The 25833-nt window shown below is 67.5% G+C and carries 22 protein-coding genes and 1 pseudogene; 14 read left to right on the top strand and 9 right to left on the bottom strand.

The window, feature by feature from the left end; translation table 11 throughout:
• The first annotated feature begins 34 nt into the window (after positions 1-34).
• Complete coding sequence (locus OG574_RS44240; RefSeq protein WP_326777859.1) at positions 35-1123, top strand: IS630 family transposase; 1089 nt, start codon at positions 35-37, stop codon at positions 1121-1123.
• 645 nt (positions 1124-1768) lie between these two features.
• On the top strand, positions 1769-2941 hold the full coding sequence (locus OG574_RS44235; protein ID WP_326777858.1) for an RNA-guided endonuclease InsQ/TnpB family protein: 1173 nt from the start codon (positions 1769-1771) through the stop codon (positions 2939-2941).
• A 61-nt stretch (positions 2942-3002) separates the two neighbouring features.
• Here OG574_RS44235 and OG574_RS44230 read toward each other — a convergent pair whose 3' ends face one another.
• Positions 3003-3425, bottom strand: a complete 423-nt coding sequence (locus tag OG574_RS44230; RefSeq protein WP_326777857.1) for a nuclear transport factor 2 family protein — start codon at positions 3423-3425, stop codon at positions 3003-3005.
• A 790-nt stretch (positions 3426-4215) separates the two neighbouring features.
• On the opposite strand from OG574_RS44230, the gene OG574_RS44225 reads away from it, so the two are divergent.
• Both OG574_RS44225 and OG574_RS52885 read left to right on the top strand, forming a co-directional pair.
• Entirely contained in the window at positions 4216-5043 is an 828-nt protein-coding gene (locus tag OG574_RS44225; RefSeq protein WP_326777856.1) for an alpha/beta fold hydrolase, read from the top strand.
• Between the two features lie 50 nt (positions 5044-5093).
• Positions 5094-5221 (top strand): annotated as a pseudogene (locus OG574_RS52885) (IS110 family transposase); the annotation flags it as partial.
• Here OG574_RS52885 and OG574_RS44220 read toward each other — a convergent pair.
• The 4 genes from OG574_RS44220 to OG574_RS44205 form a co-directional block, all read right to left on the bottom strand.
• Positions 5184-5819 carry a sensor histidine kinase gene (locus tag OG574_RS44220; protein WP_442816952.1) on the bottom strand — a complete coding sequence of 212 codons (636 nt, stop codon included), beginning with the start codon at positions 5817-5819 and terminating at the stop codon, positions 5184-5186. The pseudogene OG574_RS52885 and the gene OG574_RS44220 sit on opposite strands and share 38 nt — an antisense overlap.
• Positions 5820-6067: 248 nt before the next feature.
• Positions 6068-6721 carry a response regulator transcription factor gene (locus OG574_RS44215; RefSeq protein WP_326777854.1) on the bottom strand — a complete coding sequence of 218 codons (654 nt, stop codon included), beginning with the start codon at positions 6719-6721 and terminating at the stop codon, positions 6068-6070.
• A gap of 128 nt (positions 6722-6849) precedes the next feature.
• Positions 6850-7947, bottom strand: coding sequence for a maleylacetate reductase (locus OG574_RS44210; RefSeq protein ID WP_326777853.1), 1098 nt, complete (start codon positions 7945-7947; stop codon positions 6850-6852).
• A 68-nt stretch (positions 7948-8015) separates the two neighbouring features.
• A complete protein-coding gene (locus OG574_RS44205) occupies positions 8016-8855 on the bottom strand; it encodes a dioxygenase family protein (RefSeq protein WP_442816894.1) in 840 nt (279 codons plus the stop codon).
• 486 nt (positions 8856-9341) lie between these two features.
• Here OG574_RS44205 and OG574_RS44200 point away from each other — a divergent pair, with 486 nt between their 5' ends.
• The 3 genes from OG574_RS44200 (at position 9342) to OG574_RS44190 (ending at position 13223) form a co-directional block, all read left to right on the top strand.
• Positions 9342-9881, top strand: coding sequence for a hypothetical protein (locus OG574_RS44200; protein WP_326777852.1), 540 nt, complete (start codon positions 9342-9344; stop codon positions 9879-9881).
• A gap of 175 nt (positions 9882-10056) precedes the next feature.
• Positions 10057-11916 carry a multicopper oxidase family protein gene (locus OG574_RS44195; RefSeq protein ID WP_326777851.1) on the top strand — a complete coding sequence of 620 codons (1860 nt, stop codon included), beginning with the start codon at positions 10057-10059 and terminating at the stop codon, positions 11914-11916.
• Between the two features lie 194 nt (positions 11917-12110).
• Positions 12111-13223 (top strand): ABC transporter substrate-binding protein, encoded by a 1113-nt coding sequence (locus tag OG574_RS44190; RefSeq protein ID WP_326777850.1) that lies wholly within the window; start codon positions 12111-12113, stop codon positions 13221-13223.
• 402 nt (positions 13224-13625) lie between these two features.
• Here the strand turns inward: OG574_RS44190 and OG574_RS44185 are convergent, their stop codons facing one another.
• The 3 genes from OG574_RS44185 to OG574_RS44175 all read right to left on the bottom strand — a co-directional run bounded on the left by OG574_RS44185 (position 13626) and on the right by OG574_RS44175 (position 17444).
• Complete coding sequence (locus OG574_RS44185) at positions 13626-14876, bottom strand: MFS transporter (RefSeq protein WP_326777849.1); 1251 nt, start codon at positions 14874-14876, stop codon at positions 13626-13628.
• A gap of 133 nt (positions 14877-15009) precedes the next feature.
• The gene (locus OG574_RS44180; protein WP_326777848.1) at positions 15010-16293 is read right to left on the bottom strand and encodes a low temperature requirement protein A; all 1284 of its coding nucleotides are present in this window, start codon (positions 16291-16293) and stop codon (positions 15010-15012) included.
• 125 nt (positions 16294-16418) lie between these two features.
• Positions 16419-17444: a chitinase gene (locus OG574_RS44175; protein ID WP_326777847.1), complete on the bottom strand. Its 1026-nt coding sequence runs from the start codon at positions 17442-17444 to the stop codon at positions 16419-16421.
• 161 nt (positions 17445-17605) lie between these two features.
• On the opposite strand from OG574_RS44175, the gene OG574_RS44170 reads away from it, so the two are divergent.
• The 7 genes from OG574_RS44170 to OG574_RS44140 all read left to right on the top strand — a co-directional run bounded on the left by OG574_RS44170 (position 17606) and on the right by OG574_RS44140 (position 25126).
• Positions 17606-18022 (top strand): hypothetical protein, encoded by a 417-nt coding sequence (locus OG574_RS44170; RefSeq protein WP_326777846.1) that lies wholly within the window; start codon positions 17606-17608, stop codon positions 18020-18022.
• A 287-nt stretch (positions 18023-18309) separates the two neighbouring features.
• Positions 18310-20427, top strand: coding sequence for a bifunctional polysaccharide deacetylase/glycosyltransferase family 2 protein (locus OG574_RS44165; protein ID WP_326777845.1), 2118 nt, complete (start codon positions 18310-18312; stop codon positions 20425-20427).
• Between the two features lie 122 nt (positions 20428-20549).
• On the top strand, positions 20550-21638 hold the full coding sequence (locus OG574_RS44160; RefSeq protein WP_326777844.1) for an acyltransferase family protein: 1089 nt from the start codon (positions 20550-20552) through the stop codon (positions 21636-21638).
• A gap of 282 nt (positions 21639-21920) precedes the next feature.
• Positions 21921-22745 carry a class I SAM-dependent methyltransferase gene (locus OG574_RS44155; RefSeq protein ID WP_326777843.1) on the top strand — a complete coding sequence of 275 codons (825 nt, stop codon included), beginning with the start codon at positions 21921-21923 and terminating at the stop codon, positions 22743-22745.
• Positions 22746-22872: 127 nt separating this feature from the next.
• On the top strand, positions 22873-23010 hold the full coding sequence (locus OG574_RS44150; protein WP_326777842.1) for an SDR family oxidoreductase: 138 nt from the start codon (positions 22873-22875) through the stop codon (positions 23008-23010).
• A gap of 293 nt (positions 23011-23303) precedes the next feature.
• Positions 23304-24671 (top strand): NADP-specific glutamate dehydrogenase, encoded by a 1368-nt coding sequence (gene gdhA, locus OG574_RS44145; RefSeq protein ID WP_442816893.1) that lies wholly within the window; start codon positions 23304-23306, stop codon positions 24669-24671.
• A 122-nt stretch (positions 24672-24793) separates the two neighbouring features.
• On the top strand, positions 24794-25126 hold the full coding sequence (locus tag OG574_RS44140; RefSeq protein ID WP_326777841.1) for a transcriptional regulator, SarA/Rot family: 333 nt from the start codon (positions 24794-24796) through the stop codon (positions 25124-25126).
• A gap of 112 nt (positions 25127-25238) precedes the next feature.
• Here OG574_RS44140 and OG574_RS44135 read toward each other — a convergent pair whose 3' ends face one another.
• Complete coding sequence (locus OG574_RS44135) at positions 25239-25721, bottom strand: MarR family winged helix-turn-helix transcriptional regulator (RefSeq protein ID WP_326777840.1); 483 nt, start codon at positions 25719-25721, stop codon at positions 25239-25241.
• Positions 25722-25833: the final 112 nt, after the last annotated feature.

The following is a 25833-nucleotide window of genomic DNA, read 5'->3' as shown; positions in this document are numbered from 1 at the left end:
GTCGTTAGTTCGCTTGCGGTTGTAGGGTGGAGCGATGCCGGGTCCGAAGCCGTTGTCGCTGGAGCTGTCCGATCACGAACGCCGGGTGCTACGCGGCTGGTTGCGCAAGCAGACCGCGTCGCAGGCGCTGGTACTCCGGTCGAGGATCGTGCTGGCGTGCGCTGAAGGCCTGTCGAACGCGCGGGTCGCGGAGGACCTGGGTGTCTCGCGGGAGACCGTACGTAAGTGGCGGGCCCGGTTCGCCACGGACCGGCTGGAGGGTCTGGTGGACCGACCACGCGCGGGGGCGCCGCGGAAGATCACGGACGAGCAGGTCGAAGCCCTGGTCGCCAGGACCCTCGACCAGGTGCCGCCGAAGGGTGATTCGCACTGGTCGACGCGTTCGATGGCCGAGGCGGCGGGCATGTCGCAGTCGGCTGTCTCGCGGATCTGGCGGGCGTTCGGCCTCAAGCCGCACATCGTGGAGACGTGGAAGCTCTCGACCGACCCGCAGTTCGTGACCAAGGTCCGTGACGTGGTGGGTATTTACCTGTCGCCGCCGGAGAACGCCCTGGTCCTGGCTGTGGACGAGAAGTCGCAGATACAGGCCCTGGACCGAACCCAGCCCGTGCTGCCGATGGCGCCGACCACGCCGGCGAAGATGACCCACGACTACGTCCGGCACGGCACAACCAGTCTGTTCGCGGCCCTGGACATCGCCTCCGGCTCGGTCATCGCCCAGCATTACCGCCGCCACCGTCACCAGGAGTTCCTCCGCTTCCTGAAGGTCATCGACGCCGCTGTCCCCAAGGACCTCGAACTTCACCTGGTCCTGGACAACTACGCCACCCACAAGACCGAGCCGGTCAAGAAGTGGCTGCTGCGTCACCCTCGCTTCCACCTGCACTTCACGCCTACCTCGGCGTCCTGGCTCAACCTCGTCGAGCGCTGGTTCGCCGAGCTGACCTGCCGCAAGCTCCGCCGCTCGGCCCACCGCAGCGTCGTCGAACTCGAACGGGACATCCGCGGCTGGATCAACGAGTGGAACAAGAACCCAAAGCCGTTCGTCTGGACGAAAAGGGCCGACGACGTCATCGACACCCTCGCCGCATACTGCACACGAATTAATGACTCAGGACACTAGGCACCTCCTGGCACCGCTTCCCCACAACCCCGGGGCCGTGGATCCCCCTTCCAGGGTGATGAACTTCTGCGGCGTGGGCAACCGCACCCCGTGACAGCCGATCCGCGTGTGGCCGTCGAAGGTGTCCTCCGCTCCCCTACGCGCTGCACCGTGGTCAGCACTGGTCAGTGGTGGTCCCCCAGCTCGACTCGACCTGCAATGGCCTACTCCCTGCGAGTCAACATGTCCGTGCACCGCGGCCGACGGGTGGTGGTACGGGTGGAATTCCGGTTCGCCCCGGGGCCCACGTGGGGCCCCACATCCTCCTAGCCGTCCTGGAAGGCATTCAAGCCCCTCACCGAGCCCAGGACCGGGTGTTGTTTCCCATGGTTCGCCGTGTGCTTGGGCCTGCTCTTCTTCAGCGGATTCTTGCGAGGAGCCCTGGGCGTTTACGCTCGGGAGGAATCGCATCCACGGGGTGTGACGCGGAGCGTCGCCGTGACGTGCCGCAGGCCATCACGGCCGCGGAGCTGCCGGGAGGCGTTCAGGCGGAGCCGGGATTTTTCGGCGGTGTGCGCGGGGAGGGTCGGGGTGGGTGTCGCTCGTTCGGGTGAGGTGGGGCGAACGTGTGGTGGGTCTTCGTCCAGGTGTATAGGTTCGCTGATCGTGAAGCTGGTGGTGCGGGTGAAGCTGCTGCCGACGCCCGTACAGGCGGCGGCACTTGAGGCGACCCTGCACGCCTGCAATCAAGCGGCGACCTGGGCGGCCGGGGTTGCATTCGAGGAAAACGCGCGACGTCCGCTGGAGCTCCGCAAGCACGCCTATGCCGAGATCCGGGTCAGGTGGGGGCTTGGCGCGCAGGCCGCCCAGCACGCGATCAAGAAGACCTGTGACGCCTACGCCACCTTGAAGGTGAACCTGCGTAACGGTCGTTACGGGCGGCCCGGGACCAGGCGGCACACTCGCGCCTCGGGCAAGCCGGTGGTCTTCCGGCCCCAAGCGGCGCAGCCCTACGACGACCGGATGCTGTCCTGGCAGCACCAGGCACGCACGGTGTCCATCTGGACCACCGCGGGCCGGCTCAAGGGCGTGGCGTACACCGGGCAGGCCGGGAAGCTGGAGGTCCTGGCCGCGCACCGCAAGGGTGAGTCCGACCTGGTGTGCCAGGACGGGAAATGGTTCCTGATCGCGACCTGCGAGATCCCCGAGGGGGATCTGAACACGCATCCGGCCGGGTTCCTCGGCGTCGACCTGGGGATCGTGAACATCGCCGCCACCTCCGACGGCGAGCGCCACTGCGGGCGTCGGATCAACCGCAAGCGCGAGAGTGACCGGAAGCTGCGGTCCAAGCTGCAGAAGAAGAACACCAAGTCCGCCAAGCGGCGGGCGAAGAAGCATGCGGGCAAGGAAGCCCGGCGGAACAAGGACATCAACCACAAGATTTCGAAGCGGATCGTGGCGGAGGCTGAACGCACCGGTCGCGGGATCGCCCTGGAGACACTCACGGGCATCCGCGAGCGGGCACGGCTGAGAAAGCCCCAACGCGTCAAGATCCACTCCTGGCCCTTCGCGCAACTCGGCTCGTTCATCGCCTACAAAGCGAAGAAGGCCGGAGCGCCGGTCGTGCACGTCGACCCGGCCTACACCAGCCAGGAATGCTCCCAGTGCCATCACACCGAACGCGCAAACAGGCCCTCCCAGGCCGTCTTCTCGTGCCGGGTCTGCGGCTTCGTTGATCACGCAGACCACAACGCGTCCCACAACATCCACCAACGTGGCTGGATGGCGTGGGTCTGCGGGGCTCAGTCAACGGCCCCTGAACTCACCCTCATCGCGTGAGAACTGGACGCAGCCGACCCCATCACAGCCAGTGATGACTCGAGCAGCAAGCCCGGTCGTTTCACGACCGGGTAGTTGACAGCCCCAGCTCACTGAGTCCGGGATGTCCATCGGGTCGTCGCCCGAGCGGCCAGAGATATTTGCGGTCGGCCTCCGTAATGGGTACATCGTTGATCGAGGCATGCCGCACGGCCATGAGCCCGTCCGGATTGAACTCCCAGTTCTCATTTCCGTAGGATCGGAACCAGTTTCCATCGGTGTCACGTGATTCATAAGCGAACCGCACCGCGATGCGATCGCCACCGAATGCCCAGAGCTCCTTGATGAGCCGATACTCGAGCTCCTTTTCCCACTTACGGGTCAGAAACTCGACAATCTCCTCGCGTCCCGTGACAAACTCGCTGCGATTTCGCCAACGCGAGTCCTCTGCATACGCCAAGGACACCTTGTGCGGGTCCCGGCTGTTCCATCCATCCTCCGCCATGCACATAGCGCCGCGCCTGCTGACCAGCCGTGATCACCATCGGCGTGTGACAGCTGGCCGTGTTGGTCATGCAGCCCATCGCATTGCCGGTTCCAATCCGATGGTGTCCGATGCCTGGGCGAAGCCGTCGGCGATGTCGATCGCGGCGCCCTCCTGGAGAACCAGGTAGTACGGGATGTCGTCCGGGCGCCCTGTACGGAAGGAGAGTTCATTCGATCCCGGATTCCGAACACTGCCTTCACTCCATGATGACGAAGAATTCCAGAGAAGACGTCACTGACGGTAACCGCAAGAGGGCCCCTTGCGATGCGCGAACGGGTCGGCGCTCCAAACACTACGACCAGCCTTGACTGGGGCAAATCATCGCATTTGGGGTGCATGCCATCGTCGCGACGCACTGAATGGCCGCAGACTCTGATTCTGGTCCCCGGCCGCAAGAGCCCACGTGATGCCATTCGGTGGAGGACCGAGTTTCCCGTCTCTTTCCCGTCACGAGCTCCCCTCAACGGCGCGCAGGTGCAGTCGAGTTCACCTGCACCCGGCTCGAGGGCGGCGCTTTCACGCCGGCCATCGACACCACCTTCTCGATGAGGATTTCTCGACGCGCCGAAATGGTGCCCCTCAGCTAGAGTGACGTCGACAAAATGCCCATTCCGGTCTTTTCGCCGCCACCCTCTCCGTTGGCCCCCGTGTACGTCCGAAGCTGGTTCGTGGCGTTGCAAAAAGCCCGGCTCGGGCACTGAGCTCGCGTGACCCGTGGAGTTCTGGACGAGTTTCGAGAGGAACACACATGCCCTTCGCCACTGCCAAGGACGGCACGCAGATCTTCTACAAGGACTGGGGATCGGGCCAGCCCGTTGTCTTCTCCCACGGCTGGCCGCTGAACGCCGATGCCTGGGATCCCCAGATGAAGGTGATGGCGGACAACGGCTTCCGTGCCATCGCCCACGACCGGCGCGGTGGCGGACGCTCCGGCCAGCCCTGGGAGGGCAACGACCTCGACACGTACGCCGACGACCTGGCCGCGGTCATCGAGGCCGAGGACCTCCACGACGTCATCCTGGTCGGCCACTCCACCGGCGGCGGCGAGGTCACCCGCTACATCGGCCGGCACGGCACCGGCCGCGTCGCCAAGGCCGTCCTGGTCGGAGCGATCCCCCCGCTCATGCTCAAGACGGACGCCAACCCCGAGGGCCAGCCTCTCGAGCTCTTCGACGGAATCCGCGAGGGTGTGAAGACGGATCGCTCTCAGTTCTACCAAGACCTCAGCGGCTCGTTCTACGGAGCCAACCGCGACGACTCGACCGTCACGCAAGGCACCCGCGACGAGTTCTGGCTTTGGGGCATGACCGTCGGGATCAAAGCCGCCTACGACTGCGTCAAGGCGTTCTCCGAGACGGACACCACCGAGGACCTCAAGAAGATCGACGTGCCCACGCTGATCGTGCACGGCGACGACGACCAGATCGTGCCCATCGTGGCCTCCGGCGACAAGAGCTCGAAGCTCGTCAAGGACTCGATCTACAAGGTCTACCCCGGCGCCCCGCACGGTCTCGCGATGGTGCCCAAGTTCGCCGAACAGTTCAACGCCGACCTCCTTGAGTTCGCGCGCAGTTGAACTCGAAGCTGGGATCGCAGAACAAGGCGAACTCGCTCGAACTCAACGGCGAGACCATCGCCGAGCTGGAGATGCTCGTCGGCTTCGACGACAACCTCGTCTCGGAGGCAACCGGCTCTCCAACCGGCTGCGCGGCCTGTTCACGCAGGTCCACCCGCGCTTGGAGAGGGCGCTCGGCTGCGCACCAGGTCGTCGAGGTCGCCGGCGTCCACTCGTAGGGCGCGCGGTGCGGGCCGACCGGCACGGTCGGGCGTGAGCACTCCGAGAATCGCGCGCAGCTCCTCAAGGGCACGACGCCCCTCGTGCCGGATCTGTTCCGCGTCGTCCGCGACCTTGGGGTTCGCCACCCCGGGGCCCACCCGCAGTGCGGCGGCCAGCAGCACGATGTGCCCGACCCGGTGCGCCACCACGTCGTGCATGTCCCGGGCAATCCGGCTCCGTTCGTTGACCCGCGCCTGCTCGACCAGCAGCACGTGCTCGCGCTCCCTCGTGGCGAGTTCGGTCTGGGCGGCCGTGGCCAGGTCACGGCGGAGGGCGACGGCGTAACCGACGACCAGCGGTCCGACGACCAGCGCCAGCGAGTACGTGGCTCCCCGGAAGTCCCACGCTCCGCCGAGCCACAGGGCGCCCGCGTCCGACAGGCAACCCAGGACGGCGAACCAGGCGAGCAGCCTCCATCGGTTCGGGTACGTGGATCCCACCGTGTACAGCGCGACGGCCAAGGCCGTGGGGGTGAAGAGGAGGAGGTGGCAGAGTACGACGAGCCACCCGACCATGACGGTCCGCGTGCGTCTCCACCACAGCAGGAGTCCGACGGCTCCGGAGAGCACCGCGACCGTCACGGTGGGAGCCCCCGTGAGGAGACCGTTCGAGGGCTTGACCCAGCTGTTTCCGAACCCTACGAGTGCGGCAGCCGCTGCCACCGACGCGTCCAGACGCCGCAGGGACGACGGCGTCGCATCGTTCCACGCGATCCAGCGCAAGGGGCCTTTCTCCCTCCACGCCGCCCGACCGGACCTGGTGTTCAGCGTTCCATTCCCGCCCGGTACGCCAGGCGGGCCGCCTGGACCCGGTTGTCCGCCCCGATCTTCGCCAGGAGGCGGCTCACTTGGTTCTTCACGGTCCCTTCGCTGGCGTGGAGTTCCTTGCCGATGCCCGCGTTGGTCATGCCTCGTCCGATGAGGCCGAGGATCTCCCGCTCGCGGGCGGTCAACGAGTCGAGGGCCTGCTGTTCATCAGTCGTCAGCCGAATCGCGTGCTGGGCGAGCTGCTCCATGACGCGCCCCGTGACCGAGGGATCGAGGGTGGATTTACCGGCGGCCACGAGGCGCACCGACCGCAGCAACTCTTCGGGGGGCGTGTCTTTGAGCAGAAAGCCGCTGGCTCCCGCGCTGACCGCTTCATCCACGTACTCGTCTTCCGCGAACATGGTGAGGATGAGAACCCGGGGCGGATCGGGGAGCGCCTGCAGCTCGCGGGTGGCGGCGATGCCGTCCATGCCCGGCATCCGAATGTCGAGAAGCGCCACGTCAGGGCGAAGGCGGCGCGCTGCGTCGACGGCACTGCGTCCGTCCCATGCCTGGTCCACCACGTGGATGTCGTCTGCGGAGGAAAGAATGTCGCCCAGTCCCCGGCGGACAATCTCGCTGTCGTCGGCGACCAGGACATGGATCACCATGGGTGACCGCCTCTCACGCTCAGCGCTCTGCCAGCCACCGACCAAGTCAACAATGCGGACAGACTAGCTCATTACGGTATTTCTTGATCGAAGTGTCCCATCCCAATTCGGGGGCCGGAGACTCACGGTCACTCAGGGGCGCCTGTATGTCCTGACCAAGTCCACGCACCCGTCGCCGGATCCGCGCCCTCCCACGCCGCCCGCAGCAACCCTCGTACGCCGTCGGCCGTGACCGGACGCGGATTGTTCGCCGGGGCCGCCTCCAGGATCGCCGGCACCGCGTCGTCGATGTCCGGCTCGGCGAGGCCGTAGTCAAGTAGCGCGGTCGGCGCGTCCACCGCCCGGCGCAGCCGCTGCAGTCCGTCGAGCGCCGATCCCGTGCCGAACGCCTCCGCGATCCTGCGCTCGGCGTGCGGCGCGGCGGGAGCGTTGAAGGCGAGCACGTACGGCAGGACGACGGCGTGCGTCTGGGCGTGCGGCAGGTCGTAGCGGCCGCCGAGTACATGGCAGATCTTGTGGTGCAGGCCCGACCCCGCCGACGAGAATGCGACCGCCGACAGGTACGCCCCGTACAGCATCTGCTCGCGGCCCTCACTGCCGGAGGGATCGGCGACGACTGCGGGCAGTCCGGCAGCGAGCGCGCGGATGCCCTCACCGGCCATTGCCTGGTCGACCGGGTCGGTGCGTGGTGCCCACATCGAATCGACGCAGTGGGCAAGGGCGTTGAGGCCCGATGCGACACTCATCGGCACGGGGAGAGTGAGGGTGAGCATCGCGTCGTAGACGATCGCGCGCGGCAGGACGCGGGCGTCCACGCCGGTCGTCTTGTGGCCACCCTCGGTGAGGCCCCAGACGCTGGTCGCCTCCGACCCCGCGTACGTGGTCGGGACGGCCACGATCGGCAGCCCCGTCGTGAGCGCGACGGCCTTGGCCAGGCCGGTCGTAGAGCCACCGCCGACGCAGATCAGCACGTCCGCATCGTGCCGAGCCGCTGCCACCCGGGCCCGTTCGGCCGTGCCGAATGGGACGTGCATCGCCACGTCGTCGTGGTGCACGACCACCGGGACGTCGGCGGTGACGGACTTGGCCCGTTCGGCTTCGCGGACCGTCGCGATGACCATCACGCGGGCGCCGCCCAGCCGTTCGACCTCGGTGCGCACGGCCGCGCGTGCGTCGCCGGAGGCGAAGTGGACGCGCTGCGGCAGCGTCTCGTGCTCGAATCGCATGGGTCGTTCTCCTTTTCGCTCCGATTCCTGCGCGGGTTCCTGCTCCGATTCCTGCTCCGACGGTCGCGTCACGCGCGCCGCAGCACTATGTCGAAGCGGACGCGGGTCCAGCTCAGGTCGGTGAGGGTACGGCCGTCGGGGGCCGGTGTGTCGGGTGCCTGCCGGTTGAACCCCTTGACGAGGGAGCCCTTGACGCCGAACACAGCGTCCTGCGTGAGGAGTTGGTCGCCTTCGACGAAGATGTGAGTGATCACGGCGCGGTGGTCGGGGGCGGTCGCCTTGAAGTGCAGATGGGAGGCGCGCAGCGGGGAGCGTCCGGTCTTCTCCAGGAGTTCACCGACCGGCCCGTCGTGCGGGATCGGGTACGGGGTGGGGGTGAGTCCCCAGAACGCGTAACGTCCCTGGTCATCGGTGAAGAGATGCCCCCGGCCCGCCGTGTGCTCCGGCCCGTACTGCACGTCGTAGAGGCCGTCCTCGTCGGCTTCCCATACGTCGAGCCGGGCTCCGACGACCGGGTTTCCGTCGGTGTCGGTGACGGTGCCCTCGACCCAGCAGGGCTCTCCTCGGGCTCCCCCCGCCAGGTCGCCGCCGATGGGAATCTCCGGGGAGCCGTCCACGAAGAACGGTCCGACCACTGTCGCTTCGGTTGCGTGCCCGGCGGCGTCATGATTGACGTTGATGGTCTGCATGGAGGCCCCGAGCACGTCTGACAGGAGCACGAACTCCTGACGCCGGTCAGTGGTGATGTGCCCGGCCGCGGTGAGGAAGTCGACGGCCTGCTGCCACTCCGCCTCGGTCAGACGTACCTCACGGATGAACCCGTGCAGGTGCCTGACCAGTGCCTGCATCAGCTCCTTGAGGCGCGGGTCCGGGGTGTCACGGAACGAGGCCAGGACTGTTTGCACCAACTCCGCTTCCACCTGGCGCTGTTGCTCCGGCGGCGCGCCGCGCTTCTCGGACCGGCCATCGGGTCGGGCTGGCGGAAGTCCTGCGGGATGTGCTGCGTTCTGCGGCGCGGACATGGAGCGGCCCCTCCTGCTCGTTCGGCGTTGCTGCGTACACACGGTGGCAGACTTCTCAGCGTCGGCAGAGAACATTCCACCGGATGTCCTGGATGCCAACCCGAGCTCGTCCCTCGGCTTCGGTGGGCCCAAGAGCTACACCAGCAATCCGATGAACTCCATTGCCGCCCACGGCAGTCGTCGACCCAGCATGGTCTGTGTGGAGTCCACAACTGGCCACTCTCGTGCAGTCGCACCGCTCCTCCGCTGGGACCTTCCGGGGCACCCGGAACGTGTCGCCTCGCTGGGGCTGGTCTGCGCCTCCGCCCACTTCGGGCCATCGGGGCCTTGGCAGGAGCGTGCCGCTCTGGTGCGGCGCGACGGGGCGGGCCCGTGGTGGAGACCGGCCCGGGCCGCTGGTTCGGCTATCCGAAGACCGCCGAAACCCCTCTCGGGCGGGCTCTGTTGCGGGACCTCGCCGAAAGCGATCCGGTCGGCTACGCGGCCTGCTGCGACGCATTCGCCGTCTACCACCTGCGATCCGGCCTGGCCCGCATCACCGCCCCCACTCTCGTCGTCGGCTGCTCCCTCGACACCGCCACCCCTCTCGACCACGCGCGGGAGCTCGCGGACGGGATCGCCGATGCCACCCTGGAGGCATGCGCCATCGGGCATCTCGCGGTCGAGCAGCCGGAGGCTGTCGGCGCTGAGCACTCATCTCCGCGGCAGGCTCCCGGCACGGACACATGGACGCCGGCATGCCCGAGGTATCGCGTTCCGCCGGTATCCCGAAAGGGCAGCAGCATCGAATGGGTCACAACGTGGGCAACTGAGGCAGAGGAAATCGGCGACGAATCGGACCAACAGCCCGCCCCACAGCCGAATATGACGCATCAGCAGAGTGCTCAGCACACGAGCTCAGGGTGGCGGTAATCATTCGATTCCAATCCCGATACCTTCCGAATTCCTGCTGAGATCGGCTCAATGAGTGGCATTCTCAGCCCGGACCGACGCGCTCTGGCAACGTTCCGAACCAGCCCTGTATCTATTCATCGTCACGCGAGGCGACGAAAGGCTGACGACGATGGTTGGGCGACGGAGATTCCTCATGGCCGGTGCCATGGGTGGTGCGGCCATGCTCCCACGGGGGGCGGGAGCGCAAGCGTCTGCAGCGGACGGTCACGGTCACGGGTCGGCGGCTGGGGACCCGTCGATTCCGCACACCCCGAAGCTGGAGAAGTACGTTGACCCGCTGCCCATCCCGAGGGCAGCCATCTCGGATCCTTCCGTCTATCCGGGCGCCGACTTCTACGACATCACGATGCGGCCGGGCCGGTGGCGCTTCCACCGGGATCTCGGGCGGGCCAAGGTGTGGGGCTACTGGGCCGCGAACCCGCACGACCCCCGCAAGCCGATCGGCATGGGCTACCTGGGGCCGACCCTCAACGTGACCAGGGACCACCCGACGCTCGTCAAGTGGCGCAACCACCTGCCGACCACCCACCTGTTCCAGTTCGTGATCGACAAGATTCGCTCGGGGGACCCCCAGCTCACCCCGACCCCTCCGCCCCCCTACAAGCCGATGCAGCCGTTCCCCGAGAATGTCAACGTGTGGAACGTCGTACACCAGCACGGCGGTTTCACGGCGCCGCAGTCCGACGGCCTGCCGCTCCAGTCGTTCAGCCCGGACGGCATCCACGCCGAGTCCTACACCACCCTGGACCCGAAGCGGGTCGCACCCAACGAGGCGATCTGCGGCTACACCAACCACGACCGTTCGTGCATGCTCTGGTATCACGACCACGGCATGGGGATGACCAGCGTCAACGTCTACGCGGGCCTTGCCGGTCTCTACTTCATCCATGACCCCGCCGACGATCGGCTCGGACTGCCGCAAGGCGAATTCGAGGTCCCCCTCATCCTGCAGGACCGGACCTTCCACCCGGACGGCTCGCTCGCCTACACCATGACCTTGCAGCAGGGCGAGGACACCCCGGTCGTCAACGGGAAGGCATACCCCTTCCTGGAGGTCGAGCGACGACGCTACCGGCTGCGCGTTCTCAACGCTTCGAACGAGCGCTTCTGGCGGCTGAGGTTCGACGTTCCCGAGGACGTACTGCCTCAGCCCGTCCTGCCGTTCTGGCTGATCGGCACCGACGGCGGTCTCCGCACCCCGTTGCGCATGCTGAACTTCCTGATCTCGCCGGCCGAGCGGTACGACCTGATCGTCGACTTCAGCAAATTGCCCATGGGCACGAAGGTCACGCTGACGAACTACAACGCGCCCGTGCACTTCCCCGGCGGCGACGGACCGGAAATCTCGGAAATCATGGAATTCCGCATCACCAAACCGTTGTCCGGAGGCGGAGACAGGACAACGCCGCCCATGGAGCTCGAGCTGCCGAAGGCCGCACCCATCGAGGTGACGGCGCATACTCGCCGGCGGGAATGGGTCCTCTACCAGCACCAGCTATTCGGCACCATGACGTTCAACGCGGTGCCGTTCATGGAGCCGTCCGAGGACTTCATCAAGGCGGGCTCGACCGAGATCTGGGAGTACGTCAATCCCAACCACGACGGCCACCCGATGCATGTCCACCTCGTCAACTTCCAGGTGTTGAACAGGCAGCCGATCGACGCGGCCGGCTACCAGGACCAATACGAAAGGTGGATCGACGGTGGCCGCAAACCGGAGGACAAGCCGGTGTTGGCGAACTATCTCACCGGTCCGCCGATTCCGCCGGACCCGGATGAAGCACTGTCCCGCAAGGACACGTTCAAGTCCTATCCGGAAACAGTGACCAGAATCGTCAGCAATGAATTCGACCCGCCGACGGAAAGGATCGCCGGGCTGCCGGGAAGCGGCACCGAGCTGCCGGCGACGTACGTCCAGCACTGCCACATCCTCGAGCACGAAGACGACGACCTGATGCGCCCGTGGACGATCGTCGGCCGCGACGACCACTGACAGGATCCATCGACCGACGCTTGCCGCCCCGGGCCCGGACCGCGGGGCGGTGAGCGCGCGTCGGAGGTCGCGCACCGGATGGGTCGCCGAAGCCGGCCGTTCTCGGCTCGGCTACTCTCGGCGCCACTGACGTGCACTCTGCGATCCGATCCGGACGAAGTGCCACTGGATCGTCACTCAGGGGGCACCAACTCATGAATACGCCAGCATCACCGCCTGGAGTGGAGCAGACCGACGGATCACCCGTCCGGATCGGCGCTCTCGTTCCGCTGACTCCGCCCGGCTGGGTCGAGGCAGGCCAACACCTCCTCGCTGGACTCGAGTTGGCCGTTCGCGAAGTCAATGACGGCGGCGGAATCGTCGGAAGGCCTCTCGAGCTGGTGGTCCGAGACACGGCCGCTGATCCGCAGAAGGCCGCGGCGGCAGTGGATGAATTGGCTCGCATGGGCGTGGCGGCATTGGCGGGCGGATATCACAGCGTCGTCGCTCGCGCCGCCGCTGCCAGGGCCGACGCCCTCGGCCTGCCCTACCTCTGCTCGTCAGCGGTTCTCGACGCGCTCACCGATCAGCCTACGGAATGGGTCGCGCGCCTCGCGCCGGCGCAGTCCCACGGGTGGCAGATATACGCGGACTTCCTCCTCGGCGCGGGTCACAGCCGCATCGCCGTGGCGGCCCAGCCGAGTGTGTACTGGGCATCCGGGGCCCGCATTCTGCGGGATTACCTCGCTCCACGCGGCGGCGCCGTCATCGAACTCGACATGCGCGAGTTCGACCCCGCGGCGCTGTGCGACGAACTCGTCGACAATCACGCGACAGCCCTGCTTCTTCTGGTCGGCCATCCTGAGCCGGCAGTGTCGATCGTCAAGTCCGTACGCCACGACCAGCGCCTCGCCGAGATGCTGATCGGTGCTCCGGCGGGGCAACCGGAGTGCGCAGAATGGGCGAAGCTGCTGGGCGACGACGGCGCCGGGATCCCGTTCCTGCGCTACCTGCCGGAGCACCTCAGCCCACTCGGTGCACGAGTCGAGGCGGCACTCCGTGAGCGGCTGGGCGAAGCGCCCTCCTTCGTCGCCTTCGAGGGCTACGACACGATCGCTGTCCTCGCCGATGTGCTGCGTGCGCACGGCGCGGACCGGTCGCGCATTGCCGAATCCTGGCCGCGCGTTGCAGTCGAAGGCACCCGCGGGCAGATCAAGTTCTCCCGCACGCCTGGCATCAGCGTGTGGCAATGGGCCTGGACGTCGGTCCAGGTGGTTGACCGGGATCCGGCGGAACCCGATCGCTTTCGAATCCTCCACACCGGCTGACCGAGCACGGAGGATGGTTCAGGCACGGCAGCCCAGCGTCTCCAGCGGCGGGTTCGCAAGGAGGTCCCCCCGACTCGCCGCAGTACGCGCCGCTCCGGGACCCGACGATCGAGCTGGGCGTACGTGCCCTGCTGGGCGCCGCCCGCACCTGGCTCGCCGACGGGGAGTAATGACGAGCCAGTTGCCGACCGGCCACGGGTGAAGGGCGGGCGCGCCTCACGTGGCCGATCCACCCTGCTCAGTCCGGTACGCGGCCACGCGGCCCACCCGAATTCACGGGCTCGGCGGGCCAGGGTCGTGGCAGAAAGTCTTCTCCGCCGTGTCCTGACCGCCGTACTGGCACATGACAGCGCCTTCGTCGACGAATGCGCAGACGCGAGATGGCCCCGCGCCCTTTCTTGGTCATGCGCAGGCCTCTGCTGGGAAATCGAGTTCGTCGGTGGTGCGGGCCCTGCGGGTACGAGAGACCGTCAGTGCGAGCGCCTGGACGACGGCTCCGGACAGTCCGATCCACAGGGCGAAGCGATAGCTGACCTGGTCGGCGAGTACTCCACCGAGCGGTGCCCCCACGGCTACCATTCCCCAGTTCATCGAGCGGATCGTCGCGTTCATGCGGCCGCGCAGCCGGTCGGGTGTCACCGCTTGCCGATAGCTCATCTCCACCGGGCTCTCGATGCCGATGGCCAGGGACACGATGAAGAAGGCGAGCGACACGGAGGCAAGCGCCCACGGTCCACGTCCGGCCAGGACCAGGGGCAGCCAGCCGATCGCGGCGAGCAGGCGGAAGGCGATCAGCGTGGGGCCGACGTCCATCCTGCCGGCCACGCGTGCGGAGAACGCGCCGCCGAGTACCGCTCCGACACTCGCGAAGGCATACGTGGCCGCCAGGCCGAATTCGCCGATCTTGAGCTCGTTCAGGGCGAAGACAACGAAGACGGTGCTGACCATGCTGTTGAAAAGCAGCATCGCGTGTGAGGTCAGGGCGATGGATGCCAGGGTGCGATGCCGGTAGACCCATGCCACCCCTTCGCGCAGCTCGCTGCCGAGGCTACGCCGTGCGCCGCCAGCGGGGACGGGGTCGGGCGCCTTCACCGAGGCGAGCAACAAGGCCGACATCAGATAAGTGACGGCGTCCACCAGCACGGCCAGCGGCGCCCCCATGATTTTGATCAGTACCCCGCCGATCAGAGGGCCGGTCGAACCGGCCACCGCGCCCGCCTGCTCCATACGGGCGTACCCCGAGTTGAGCAGTTCTTTTGGTACCAGCTGTGGCACGTACGACTGGTTCGCCGCGTCGAACAGCAGTGACAGCACCCCGAACGCGAAGACGAACAAGCACAGCGTGGGGACAGTGAGCCGGTCCAGCGCATACAGCACGGGTATCGCGCCGAGCAGAACCGCCCTTCCGAGGTCCGTGGTGACCATCATCGGCTTGCGTCGGCGGCGGTCCACCACTACCCCGGCCACGAGTCCGAAGAGCAGATACGGAAGCCAGCGGGCGGCATTGACGATGCCGACCTCAGTGGCGGATGCGCTCAGCGCCACGGCGGTGAGGATCTGCAAGGCCAGCCCCGTGACCTGAGAACCGAAAGCGGATACCGCTGAGGCGGTCCAGAAGCGTACGTACCCAGGAACTTCCACCAGGCGCGGCATGGCTGGACAGTACCAGCGAGGAATCACCGCACGACCACGCCGGCCTCGTGGGAAGTCGGACGGGGCGAAGGCCGACGGGCGGGCCACCAGGGCCTGCACCTGTGCCCATCGCCCCCGTATCCGCGGGCAGTTGTCACTGGTTCTGCGAGCCGAGTCCTTCCAGCATCCGGCGCTGGTGGCGGTGGCCGATCGTCTCGTAGCCGACCACGGTGACGAAGGGGGCCAGCATCACGATGAGGAGGCACGCCGCGATGGCGACGCCGGCCACGGACAGGAGCACCGCCGCGAGCAGTACGGCCAGCGTGAGCGAGATCAGCAGCACGTGGAACGGGTCGGCCGTGGACAGCAACAGCGTGTGGAGGAGATACACCATGAGCAGGTAGAGGCCGACCGGGATGGCCAGGGACAGCACCACGGCGACGTCACTGATCTCCGAGTGGTGCTCCAGGTGCAGGCCCGCCACGTGGAGCCCGGCTCCGGCGCCGGCCACCCCGGCGAAGAGCGGGATGTGCCCGTAGCCGAAGAGGTATCCGCGGCTGCGGCGGTGCACGAGGATGTCGCCGAAGGGGGTGGCGAAGTACACCCACCACATGCCGAAGGTCAGTCCGACGCCGGCGACGACCACGGCGATCGCGTTGCCGCTCCAATGGGTTCCGTCCACACCGCCGAGAAGCTCGCCCGAGGACGCGACGGTACCCACCACGCCCTCCCCGAGGACGATGATGGCGAACAGGCCGTACCGCTCCGCGACATGGTGAGGGTGCCACGGAGTTCCGCCCGAATCGCCCTGGGTGAGAACGGGCAATGCCAGTTCGAGCACACCGAGGACGACGAACGCGACGAACACCGCGTTGAGCGGCAGATGCGTGAACGCGACGACGACCCAGCCGACTTGGACGATCACCGTCCAGCGGATGTTCGCCATTCCGACGTCCCGGAATGTGGGGGACTCCCGGGCGGCACGCCACCACTGCAGCACCATCGCGATCCGCATCACGACATACCCGAGCACCATCACCCTCAGGTCGAGGTGTTCGCCCTCTTCGACCGAGTGGAACATCGCGGGCAGGCCGAGCGAGAACACGACGACGCCGATCATCTGCAACATCGTCAGCGCGCGGTAGAGCCAGTCGTCCGTGCCGAACGCCGACGCGAACCAGCTGAAGCTGATCCACGCGACACTGATCGCGAACATCGCCAGCACAAACGCGGTGACCGCCTCTCCCGTATGCCCCCCGGCGACCATCTCGGCGAATTGGGAGGAGGCGGTTCCTACCGCGACCACAAACGTCAGGTCGAACAACAGCTCCAGCGGTGAAGAGACCCGTCCGGGTTCTTGGGGATCGCGGCCAGTCATCGGCACCCGACTGTGCGCCAGATTGCCGCCGGCACCTCGAGGGTGGGGAGAGTCGCTCATGCGGAGCATGATGCCGCATCAGTGCCGTCGGACTGAGTGACGCGGGACAGGCGCCCGAGGTGCGTCGGTCACGGTCTCGCTCTCGAAGAAGGCATCGGCACCGCACCTGTCCCGAAAACGTCGCCTCAGCCGGACAGAGCCTTGCCGAAGGCTCCCGAACTCTGCTGCACACCACTGCAGTTGGTGAGCGCGTCGTCCGACGACGTGTCGGCAGAGGAGCACTGCTGGTCGCGGAACGTGGACCACATGGAGACCCAGGCAAGCTCCTTCGTCTCCGCGAAGGCACGCAGTTGGGCGGCATCGGAAAGGGTGAACGTCTCCTTGTCGACGTCGTTCGTGCCGAGCATCGGCGTCACGGCGAGTCCGCGCCACGCGTTCCTGTCCGACAGCCCGAAAATGTCCGCGAGTTGGGCGTGGGCCGCCTTGGCCGACGTAATGGCGTAGTCGCCCATGTCGCCGGTGTAGGACGTGCCGTAGTTCATCGTCATGATGTTGACGCTGGACACCTTGACGCCTTGGTCGTTGGCCGACTCCAGGAGGGCCACGCCGTCCGCGTCCAGGCCCGAGGGCATCACGGGAAGTGTGAAAGACACGTTGAGGTCGGTGCGCTTCTTCTGGAGCAGGGCGATCGCCTTCGAGCGCAGGGTCACCGAGTCGGAGTCCTTCAGCGCATCGCCCTCGATGTCGAAGTCGGCCCGGGTGGCGCCCGCGGCGTCGAGCGTGGCGGCGTAGGCGTCGGCCAGAGCGGACGCGCTGCCGCACGTCTCGGCCAGTTCCTTGCCGGACGCCCCGCCGAAGGAGACGCGCACGGTCGCGCCGGACGACTCGAGTGCCGAGATCCGCTTCTTCACCGTCGCGTCGCTGACGGCCTCGGTGCCGTTCCACGTGGGCGTGCAGGAGCTGCCGTCCGCGATGGTGAAGGCCAGGTTGTACGCGGAGGGGGACCCGGCCGCGTCCAGGTCCGAAGCGTCCGTGGCACTGACGTAGGGGGCGAACGGGCTGGATGACGAGGGTGCGCTCGCGGCCTGCGAGGGCGCGCCGTGCGGTGACGCGTCGGCCGAGCCCGAGCTCCCCGACGAGCACCCCGCGCAGGTCGCAGCCGCCACCAGCGACACGAAGGCGGCGGCCGGCCTCCCCAGAACATTCCTCATCGTGCATGCACCCATTTCTTCTCGGTCTCGTCCCGGAACTGAAACACGGAAGCCTGTGATCCAGGTGCCATGAGGCAAATCACAGCGAAATCAGGGCCTTCTCAGGGTGCGCACAGGAATGCCTGTGATGGGCCACATAAAGATCCCTTAGCGTCCCGAGAATGCATTTCGATTCCTCCGTCGAAAACCGTGCCAGTGGGCGCGGAAGCCACCGCAAACGTGGAAAAGGGGCCGATGAAGGCCCCGTATTCGTCGACAGTTCCGGACGGCGGGCCAAGCTGCTGCGCAGGTTCGGCCTCGCCGTGGTCGTCGCCTGTCTGGGCTACGCGGTCGTCCTCGGCCTGTCGTTCATGGGGTGGGGTGTGTCCGTGAGCACGACGGACCTGCTGCCCTTCGGCGGCGCAGGTGGTGGAGGCGGAGGTGGCGGCGCCGACACCGGTCGTGGTCCGGCCGCCGGGTACGGCGCCGCGGGCGGCGCCGGTCAGCAGCAAGGAACGCCTCCGACCACCCGCCCCTCCCTCTCGCCCAGCCCTTCACTGCCCGCCCCCTCGGCGTCAGCAGCCGCCGACGCCCACTGACGCGCAGGTAAGGGAAAACATGACCAGCAACACCTCCGCGCGGCGCCGTCGCCGTGCCGCTCCCTCCCGCTTGGAGCGCGCCGGGCGTCGAGCCGCCGCTCTGCAGCGGCCACGCGTCGTCCTCGCGCTCGTTCTCGTCCTCGGACTCGTCAGCGTGATGATGCTCGACGGATATCTGCGGGCCGAGGTCCTGGGCGACCACCGCGTCCGCACCGACGCGTCCTACGACAAGGTGCCGCAGCGCATCCTCGACGGCGGCCCCGATTCTGACCTCGACCAACGGTTCCATGCAGACGCAGTCCGTTCCGAAGAAGACCATCGTGCTCACCTTCGACGACGGTCCCGACGCCACGTACACCGAGAAGGTCCTCAAGATCCTCGCGGACAACGATGTGAACGGCACGTTCTTCCTCGTGGGTTCCATGATCGCCCGGCAGCCCGGCATCGTGAAGGACATGGTCGAGCAGGGGAACGAGGTCGGCCTGCACACCTTCACCCATGTCGACCTCTCCTATCAGAGCGACGCCCGCGTCAAGCGTGAGCTCACGCAGACCCAGCTGGCGCTCGCGGGAGCGGCCGGCATCACCACGAAGCTGGTGCGTGCGCCCTACTCGTCCGAGGCCGCCGCGATCGACAACTACAGCTGGCCGGTCTACAAGAAGCTCGGCGCCATGGGCTACACCAGCGTCTTCGTCGACACCGACAGCGACGACTGGAAGAAGCCGGGCGTCTCGAAGATCGTCCAGTGGGCGACGCCGAAGAAGAGCAAAGGCGCGTCGGTGCTCTTCCACGACGCCGGCGGCAACCGTGACCAGACGCTCAAGGCGCTGCCCAAGTACATCAAGAAGATGAAGGCGAAGGGCTACACCTTCACTACGGTCAGCGGCGCCATGGCCAAGACGGGGGCGCTGGGCGGCGGCTCCGCACAGAACGGCTCCGCCGGGAGCGGCTCCGCTCAGGGCACCGGTGCGCAGGATGGCGACACACAGGACGGAAGCGCTCAGCCCGGTGGGGCGCAGAGGTCCGGTCAGGCACCGGGTGGCGCGGCCCAGCAGGGAACCCCTCCCTCCTCCGGCACGAACGCTCCGGGCGGCGCCCGCAATGTCGACCAGGCCGCCCACTCCGAAGCCACCGGCACCACCCTCTACGAGGGCAAGGCGCTCATCGTGGCGGTCGCGATCGCCGAGTGGACCGTGCCGACGCTGGCCGTCTTCCTCGCGGTCGTCGGAGTCGCCGTGATGGCGCGGTTCGCGATGATGCTGCTCCTCGCGCGGCGCCACTACAGGCAGCGCAACAAACGCCGGTTCAGCTGGGGGGCGCCCGTCACCAGGCCGGTCAGCGTGATCGTGCCCGCGTACAACGAGAAGGAGTGCATCGCCAACACCCTCAACTCCCTCGCCCAGAGCACGCATCCCATCGAGATCATCGTCGTGGACGACGGCTCCACCGACGGTACGAAGGAGATCGCCGAGTCCCTCGGCCTGCCCAACGTGCGAGTGATCCGTCAGGAGAACGCGGGCAAGCCCGCGGCGCTCAACAACGGGGTACGCAACGCCAGTTACGACATCGTCGTGATGATGGACGGCGACACGGTCTTCGAGCCGGACACCGTCCGGCAGCTCGTGCAGCCTTTCGCCGCCCCGGACATCGGCGCGGTCGCGGGCAACGCCAAGGTCGGCAACCGCAACACGGTCATCGGCGCCTGGCAGCACATCGAGTACGTGATGGGCTTCAACCTGGACCGCCGCATGTACGACCTGCTGCGCTGCATGCCCACCATCCCCGGAGCGATCGGAGCGTTCCGGCGCCAGGCCGTCCTCGAGGTCGGCGGCATGAGCGAGGACACCCTCGCGGAGGACACCGACATCACCATCGCGATGCACCGCGCCGGATGGCGTGTGGTGTACCAGGAGCATGCGCGGGCCTGGACGGAGGCGCCGGCCTCGCTCAAACAGCTGTGGAGCCAGCGCTACCGTTGGTCGTACGGCACCATGCAGGCGCTGTGGAAGCACCGCAAGTCCCTCGTGGACAAGGGGCCTTCGGGTCGCTTCGGACGGGTGGGCATGCCCCTCGTGGTGCTCTTCCAGATCGTCACGCCGGTCTTCGCGCCGCTGATCGACCTCTTCACCCTCTACTCGATGATCTTCGTGGACTTCAAGGCGTCCCTGCTCGCCTGGCTGGCTGTGCTCGGCATCCAACTCGTGTGCGCCGCCTACGCGTTCCGCCTCGACGGAGAGAAGTACCGCTACCTGTGGATGCTCCCGCTCCAGCAGATCGCGTACCGCCAGATGATGTACCTGGTGCTCATCCACTCCTCCATCACCGCCCTCACGGGCGGCCGGCTGCGCTGGCAGAAACTCAAGCGCACCGGCGAGGTCGGGACGCCGACGGGGGTGGGGCGGTGACCTCGGAGGCCCAAGGGAATCGTCACAGAGCCGCTCGGCGCACGCGCGGAACTCCCGAAAAGCCTGAAGCACCTGAAATACCGGGAACGCAGGGCCTTGATCAGGACACCACACCTCTCCGTGTGACCGAGCCGGGCGACCGAGAACCCGCCGTGCCCGAGCGGTCAGCGGTCCGGGCGGGCGGCCGCGACCGGTACTTCGACACGCTTCGCGCCCTCGCACTGATTCGCGTCGTGGCCTACCACACGTTCGGCTGGGTGTGGGCGGGCCTCGCCTTCCCCTCCATGGGCGTCATGTTCGCGCTCGCCGGGTCACTTATGGCCAAGTCCCTTGAACGGCCGGCCCTTTCGGTGATCAGAAGCCGGACACGACGCCTGCTGCCGCCCTTCTGGCTCTGGGGCATCTTCGTCGTCCTCGCGATGCTGCTGCACGGCTGGATGCCGAAATGGCAGGTCGTGTACTGGGTGGTGCCCCTCGGCGACCCGCCGGGTAACACCTGGGGCATGCAGGCCTGGGAGATCCTCTGGTATCTGCGCGCCTACCTGTGGTTCGTGCTCCTGTCGCCGCTGCTCTTGAAGGTGTTCCGCCTGGCGCCGGTGGCGGTGCTGCTCGCTTCGCTCACGCCGATCCTGGTGCTCCAGTTTGTGTGGCAGCCGCCGGACAACCGGTTCGGCAGCGGTCTTCTCGACTTCGCGACGTTCCTGTTCTGCTGGCTCGCCGGTTTCGCGCACCGTGAGGGCGTCCTGGCCCGTCTGCGTCCGGGACCCGTCGTCGTGCTGTCCATCGCGGCGCTTGCCTACGGCGCCTGGTTCGCCCTCACCCACCAGGCGGAGTACGGGAGTTACGACCTGGACGACATCCCGCTTGCGCAGGCTTTCTGGTCGGCCGGGTTTGTGATGCTACTGATGTACTCGAAGGCGTACTTCAAGGTCGACTTCGCGTGGCTGGCGCGCTTCAAACGGCTCGACCGGATCGTGTCGGTCTTCAACGCGCGGGCGATGACGATCTACCTCTGGCACGAGATCGCACTGATCCTCGCGGTGCCGCTGATCGATCAGTTCTGGAACGTGCCCGCATTCGTGAAGTACCTGCCGCTGGAGAGCCAGTGGTTCATGTTCGGTGTCGGCTGGGTGCTGATCGCCGCGGCGATCCCGCTGGTGGGCTGGGTGGAGGACGTCGCGGCGAAGCGACGGCCTCGGCTGCTGCCCTGAGGTGGTCGGTCGCTGGAAGCACACCTTGAGCCATGCTTCCGGCGACGCCGGCACGGCTCTGCGTCGTCCGGGTAGCGGCCCGGCGCGCCTCGGCAGCGCCGGCGGCCGCCGATGGAAGATCGGTGGGGCGGCGACCTCGTAAAGGGCCGCCGCCCCACCGACCCACAGATGAAGAGGTCCGGCCTTGAAACTGCTCAACGACCCGCCGTTCCAGCCTCTCGCCGACCGGGCATCGGTACTCATCGATGACGACGCCCACGGCGTCTCGGCCAGGGCCGCGATGTGACCGCCACTCCGCACGGGGACGTGCCAGGCGGCGATCGCTATGGCGAGGCCGTCTTCCGTCCCGAACAGGCCGGTGAGGCCGAGCGCATCGACTTCGGCGCCCTCGCCTACGACGACATCACCATGGCGCGACTGCGGGAACTCGGCGTCGGCCCGGGATGGCACTGCCTCGACGTGGGCGCCGGCACGGGCACGGTTTCGCGCCGGCTGCTGGACGAGGTCGGGGTGGCAAGTGTGCTCGCCGCGGACCGCGACACACGCTTCCTCGGCGCACGGCTCGTGCCCGGGCTCGACGTGCTGGAAGCAGACGTCACTGCCCCGGACTTCGCCCCCGGCCGGTTCCGGCTCGTCCACGCGCGCTTCGTGCTGATGCACCTGCCCGAGCGCGAGCGTCTGATCACGGCTCTGACCGAACTCGTCGCGCCCGGCGGCGTGCTGGTACTCAGTGACGCGGTCGACCTGACGAGTGACCGGACGCCCGACACGCCGTACGCCGTGATGATGCGCGCGATGTGGCAGGGGCTGCGGGCCGCCATCGGCACCGACGTCTCCTGGGTTCCGTCGTACCCTCAGCTGCTGCGCGGGGCGGGGCTCGTGTCCGTGGCTGCCGAGATCCATGTGCCGCCGCTGCTGCCGGCCAGCCCCATCAGCCGCTTCTGGGCCGACACATGGGAACGCAGCAGAGCGGCGATGCTTGCCACCGGACTCGTCGATGACGCGGCCGTCGACTCGGCCGTCCGGTACCTGGACTCCGACGAATGCGCCGCGCTGTCGGCCGGCATGCTCACCACCTGGGGATGGAAAACCGTGGAGGGCCTTTGACGGCCGGACCGACGCCAGGCAGTGACTGGCCCGCCGCTCTCAGCCGGCGAGAAGACCACCTCAACAACTGGTACGAAGCACACACCCTCACACCCTCCGTACCAGGCTGACGGAAGGCGGCAACACCGTGATTCCCGAGACACCGCTCGGCCGGCGCGCGGATTCCTCCGAACTCGCCGCAGCCGGTGCCTACCTCGTCAGCGATGACGCGAGCTTCATCACAGGCACCGAACTGGTCGTGGACGGACGCTTCCGAACCCGGTGATGCCCATCCCACCGTCGCTACCGGCCCGCCCCGATCGGCCGGTAGCGACGGTGGCGTTTCACCTGTTGGTCATCGCCGCTCAACCACAGCGCCGTGCGGCCCAATTGCCGTACTGTCGATCTGGATCAACGCTGATGAGGCGCCCGTCGGCTCATCCCAGCGCCACGCAATCCCGTCCAAGTGGGCCGCATGGCACTGCGTACCACTTCGGCCGCTTCCCCCTTTGACCAGACCCAACGTAACCGTGCCGTCCGATTCCTCCCCTACCAAGTCCGCTCCCCCGCCAGAGGAAGATGATGACCACCGTTTCGCCCTCAGCCGTTCCCTCTCATCTGGACGACGTCCTCGACGCGGTCCGGCGTCGCAGCCCAGGCGAAGTAGTGTTTCAACAGGCCGTCGAGGAGGTCCTGCACACGCTCGGCCCGGTTCTCGACCGGCATCCCGAGTACGCCGACGCGCACATCCTCGAGCGCCTCTGCGAACCCGAACGGCAAATCATGTTCCGGGTGCCCTGGGTCGACGACCGCGGCCGGATTCAGGTGAACCGCGGCTACCGCGTGGAATTCTCCAGCGCGCTCGGCCCGTACAAGGGCGGCCTGCGCTTCCACCCGACCGTCGATCTGTCGGTCATCAAGTTCCTCGGCTTCGAGCAGATCTTCAAGAACGCGCTCACCGGCCAGGGCATCGGGGCCGGCAAGGGTGGCGCGGACTTCGACCCCGCCGGACGCAGTGACGCCGAAGTCATGCGCTTCTGCCAGTCGTTCATCACCGAGCTCTACCGGCACCTGGGAGAGCACACGGATGTGCCGGCCGGTGACATCGGCGTGGGTGGCCGTGAGATCGGCTACATGTTCGGCCAGTACAAGCGGATCGTGAACCGCCACGAGGCGGGGGTGCTGACGGGGAAGGGCGTCGGATGGGGCGGCTCGCAGGGCCGCACCGAAGCGACCGGGTACGGCACCGTGTTCTTCGCCCGGGACATGCTCGCCACCCGCGGGCAGGACCTTTCAGGCAGGACCGTCGTGGTGTCCGGTTCGGGCAATGTGGCGATCTATGCGATCGAGCAGGCCCACCGCCTCGGCGCAAAGGCCGTCGCCTGCTCGGACTCCGCCGGCCACGTCGTGGATCCGGACGGCATCGACGTCGCCCTCCTGCGTGAGATCAAGGAGGTGCGGCGGGAACGGCTGAGCGCCTACGCCGCCGAGCGGCCGTCCGCCGAACACCACGCATACGGATCGGTCTACGACGTGCCCTGTGATGTGATGCTTCCCTGCGCCACGCAGAACGAGTTGGGCGAGGACCACGCCGCCGCGCTGATCCGCAACGGCGTGCTGGCGGTCGCCGAGGGCGCCAACATGCCCTGCACCCCGGGTGCGGTGGCCCGCTTCCGCGAGGCCGGGGTGCTGTTCGGCCCCGGCAAGGCCGCGAACGCGGGCGGGGTCGCGACCTCGGCCCTGGAGATGAGCCAGAACGCCGCGCGGGCGGCGTGGAGCCGGGACGAGGTGACGGACCGGCTCGAGAGCATCATGAGCGACATCCACGCCCACAGTCGCGCAACCGCCGACGCGTACACCGGCGACCCGGACGACTACGTCGCCGGAGCGTCCATCGCGGGATTCATCCGCGTCGCCGACGCGATGCTGGCCCAGGGCATCGTCTGATCCGTACGATCACCGGGCACGTCGCCGTCTCCACGGGAGGCGGCGACGCCGTGCGGCGGCCTCCGGGCTCGGCCTCTCCCGGGATCGGGACCCCACATGCGACCAGGGAGCACCATCTGACGGTGCCGTCAGGTCAAGTGCTCGCCTGGTACGTCAAGTTGATGATGGATCACTCCGGTCCCACCAAGGACATCGGCGCCGCTCTCCAACTCGACTACGGAACCCTGACCCCATTGATCAAGCGCCTGGAGGCCTCCGGCCTGGTCCGGCGCGAGCGGCGGCCCGACGACGAGCGCACCGTCCAGGTCAGTCTGACCGAACAGGGCACTCAACTCCGCGAGGGCGCCCGGACCGTACCGGCCGCCATCGGCGACTCCCTGGCCTGCCGGCGAACGGCTTCGACGAGGTCAAGCGGATCCTGCGCCAGCTCACGGCCAGGGTCTCCGAGAGCCTGACCGGGACGCCCCGGTAAGGGCTCTTCCCCCGCCGGCGGCAGCCGACGCGCCCTGCACCAAGCCGTCCATCGCCTGCACGGACGGCTGATGCCTGCTGCCACCACTCGCGCGGTCAGGCTGTCCCGGCGTGATGGTCCAGCAAGCGGTTGAGCAACTCCACGAGCTGGTCGCGTTCGGTCGGACTCAACGGAGCGAGCAGTTCGTCGTGGAGTGTGTCCAGGACCGTGTCGAGGCGGCGTAGTTGACGGCGGCCCTTGGCAGAGATCGTAATGATGTTGCGGCGCTGGTCGTCGGGATCGGGCGCCCGCTCGACGAGGTCACGCTTCGCCAGTTCGTTGAGCACACCGACCATGTCGCTGCGGTAGATGCCTGTGCGCCTGCTCAGCGTCGCCTGACTGCCCGGCCCGAAGTCCTGCAGCGAGGCGAGTACGGCGTAATGCCACTTGCGGGCGTCGGCCTGTGCCAGCCCCTCGGTAATCAGCCGGTCCGACCGCGCGGTCAGCTGTGACAACAGCCGGCTCGCCCGTCGACGCAGCCGGTCGGGCGTCTTGCGCGCGCCGTCGTCGGGCAGGTCTGCGGCATCGGCTCTGATCATGGCGCCGATCCTACCCGTTGCGTTAGTCCGGCTAACGATGTACGTTCGCTCGCGCGCCAGCACCGTTAGTGCAACTAACGGCAGTTGAGCGAACTCCAGGAAGGAAGATCCG

The organism is Streptomyces sp. NBC_01445 (assembly GCF_035918235.1).
Taxonomy (GTDB): domain Bacteria; phylum Actinomycetota; class Actinomycetes; order Streptomycetales; family Streptomycetaceae; genus Streptomyces.
Note: the sequence above shows the minus strand (reverse complement) of the source record. Positions and strands in the feature narration are given on the sequence as shown.

Excerpts from the sequence above, each read along its gene's own strand:
- OG574_RS44240 (WP_326777859.1), top strand. The coding sequence starts at position 35 with ATGCCGGGTCCGAAGCCGTTGTCGCTGGAGCTGTCCGATCACGAACGC.
- OG574_RS44230 (WP_326777857.1), bottom strand. The coding sequence starts at position 3,425 with ATGGCGGAGGATGGATGGAACAGCCGGGACCCGCACAAGGTGTCCTTG.
- OG574_RS44225 (WP_326777856.1), top strand. The coding sequence starts at position 4,216 with ATGCCCTTCGCCACTGCCAAGGACGGCACGCAGATCTTCTACAAGGAC.
- OG574_RS44220 (WP_442816952.1), bottom strand. The coding sequence starts at position 5,819 with ATGGTCGGGTGGCTCGTCGTACTCTGCCACCTCCTCCTCTTCACCCCC.
- OG574_RS44215 (WP_326777854.1), bottom strand. The coding sequence starts at position 6,721 with ATGGTGATCCATGTCCTGGTCGCCGACGACAGCGAGATTGTCCGCCGG.
- OG574_RS44210 (WP_326777853.1), bottom strand. The coding sequence starts at position 7,947 with ATGCGATTCGAGCACGAGACGCTGCCGCAGCGCGTCCACTTCGCCTCC.
- OG574_RS44195 (WP_326777851.1), top strand. The coding sequence starts at position 10,057 with ATGGCCGGTGCCATGGGTGGTGCGGCCATGCTCCCACGGGGGGCGGGA.
- OG574_RS44190 (WP_326777850.1), top strand. The coding sequence starts at position 12,111 with ATGAATACGCCAGCATCACCGCCTGGAGTGGAGCAGACCGACGGATCA.
- OG574_RS44185 (WP_326777849.1), bottom strand. The coding sequence starts at position 14,876 with ATGCCGCGCCTGGTGGAAGTTCCTGGGTACGTACGCTTCTGGACCGCC.
- OG574_RS44180 (WP_326777848.1), bottom strand. The coding sequence starts at position 16,293 with ATGAGCGACTCTCCCCACCCTCGAGGTGCCGGCGGCAATCTGGCGCAC.
- OG574_RS44175 (WP_326777847.1), bottom strand. The coding sequence starts at position 17,444 with ATGAGGAATGTTCTGGGGAGGCCGGCCGCCGCCTTCGTGTCGCTGGTG.
- OG574_RS44170 (WP_326777846.1), top strand. The coding sequence starts at position 17,606 with ATGCATTTCGATTCCTCCGTCGAAAACCGTGCCAGTGGGCGCGGAAGC.
- OG574_RS44165 (WP_326777845.1), top strand. The coding sequence starts at position 18,310 with ATGCAGACGCAGTCCGTTCCGAAGAAGACCATCGTGCTCACCTTCGAC.
- gdhA (WP_442816893.1), top strand. The coding sequence starts at position 23,304 with ATGATGACCACCGTTTCGCCCTCAGCCGTTCCCTCTCATCTGGACGAC.
- OG574_RS44135 (WP_326777840.1), bottom strand. The coding sequence starts at position 25,721 with ATGATCAGAGCCGATGCCGCAGACCTGCCCGACGACGGCGCGCGCAAG.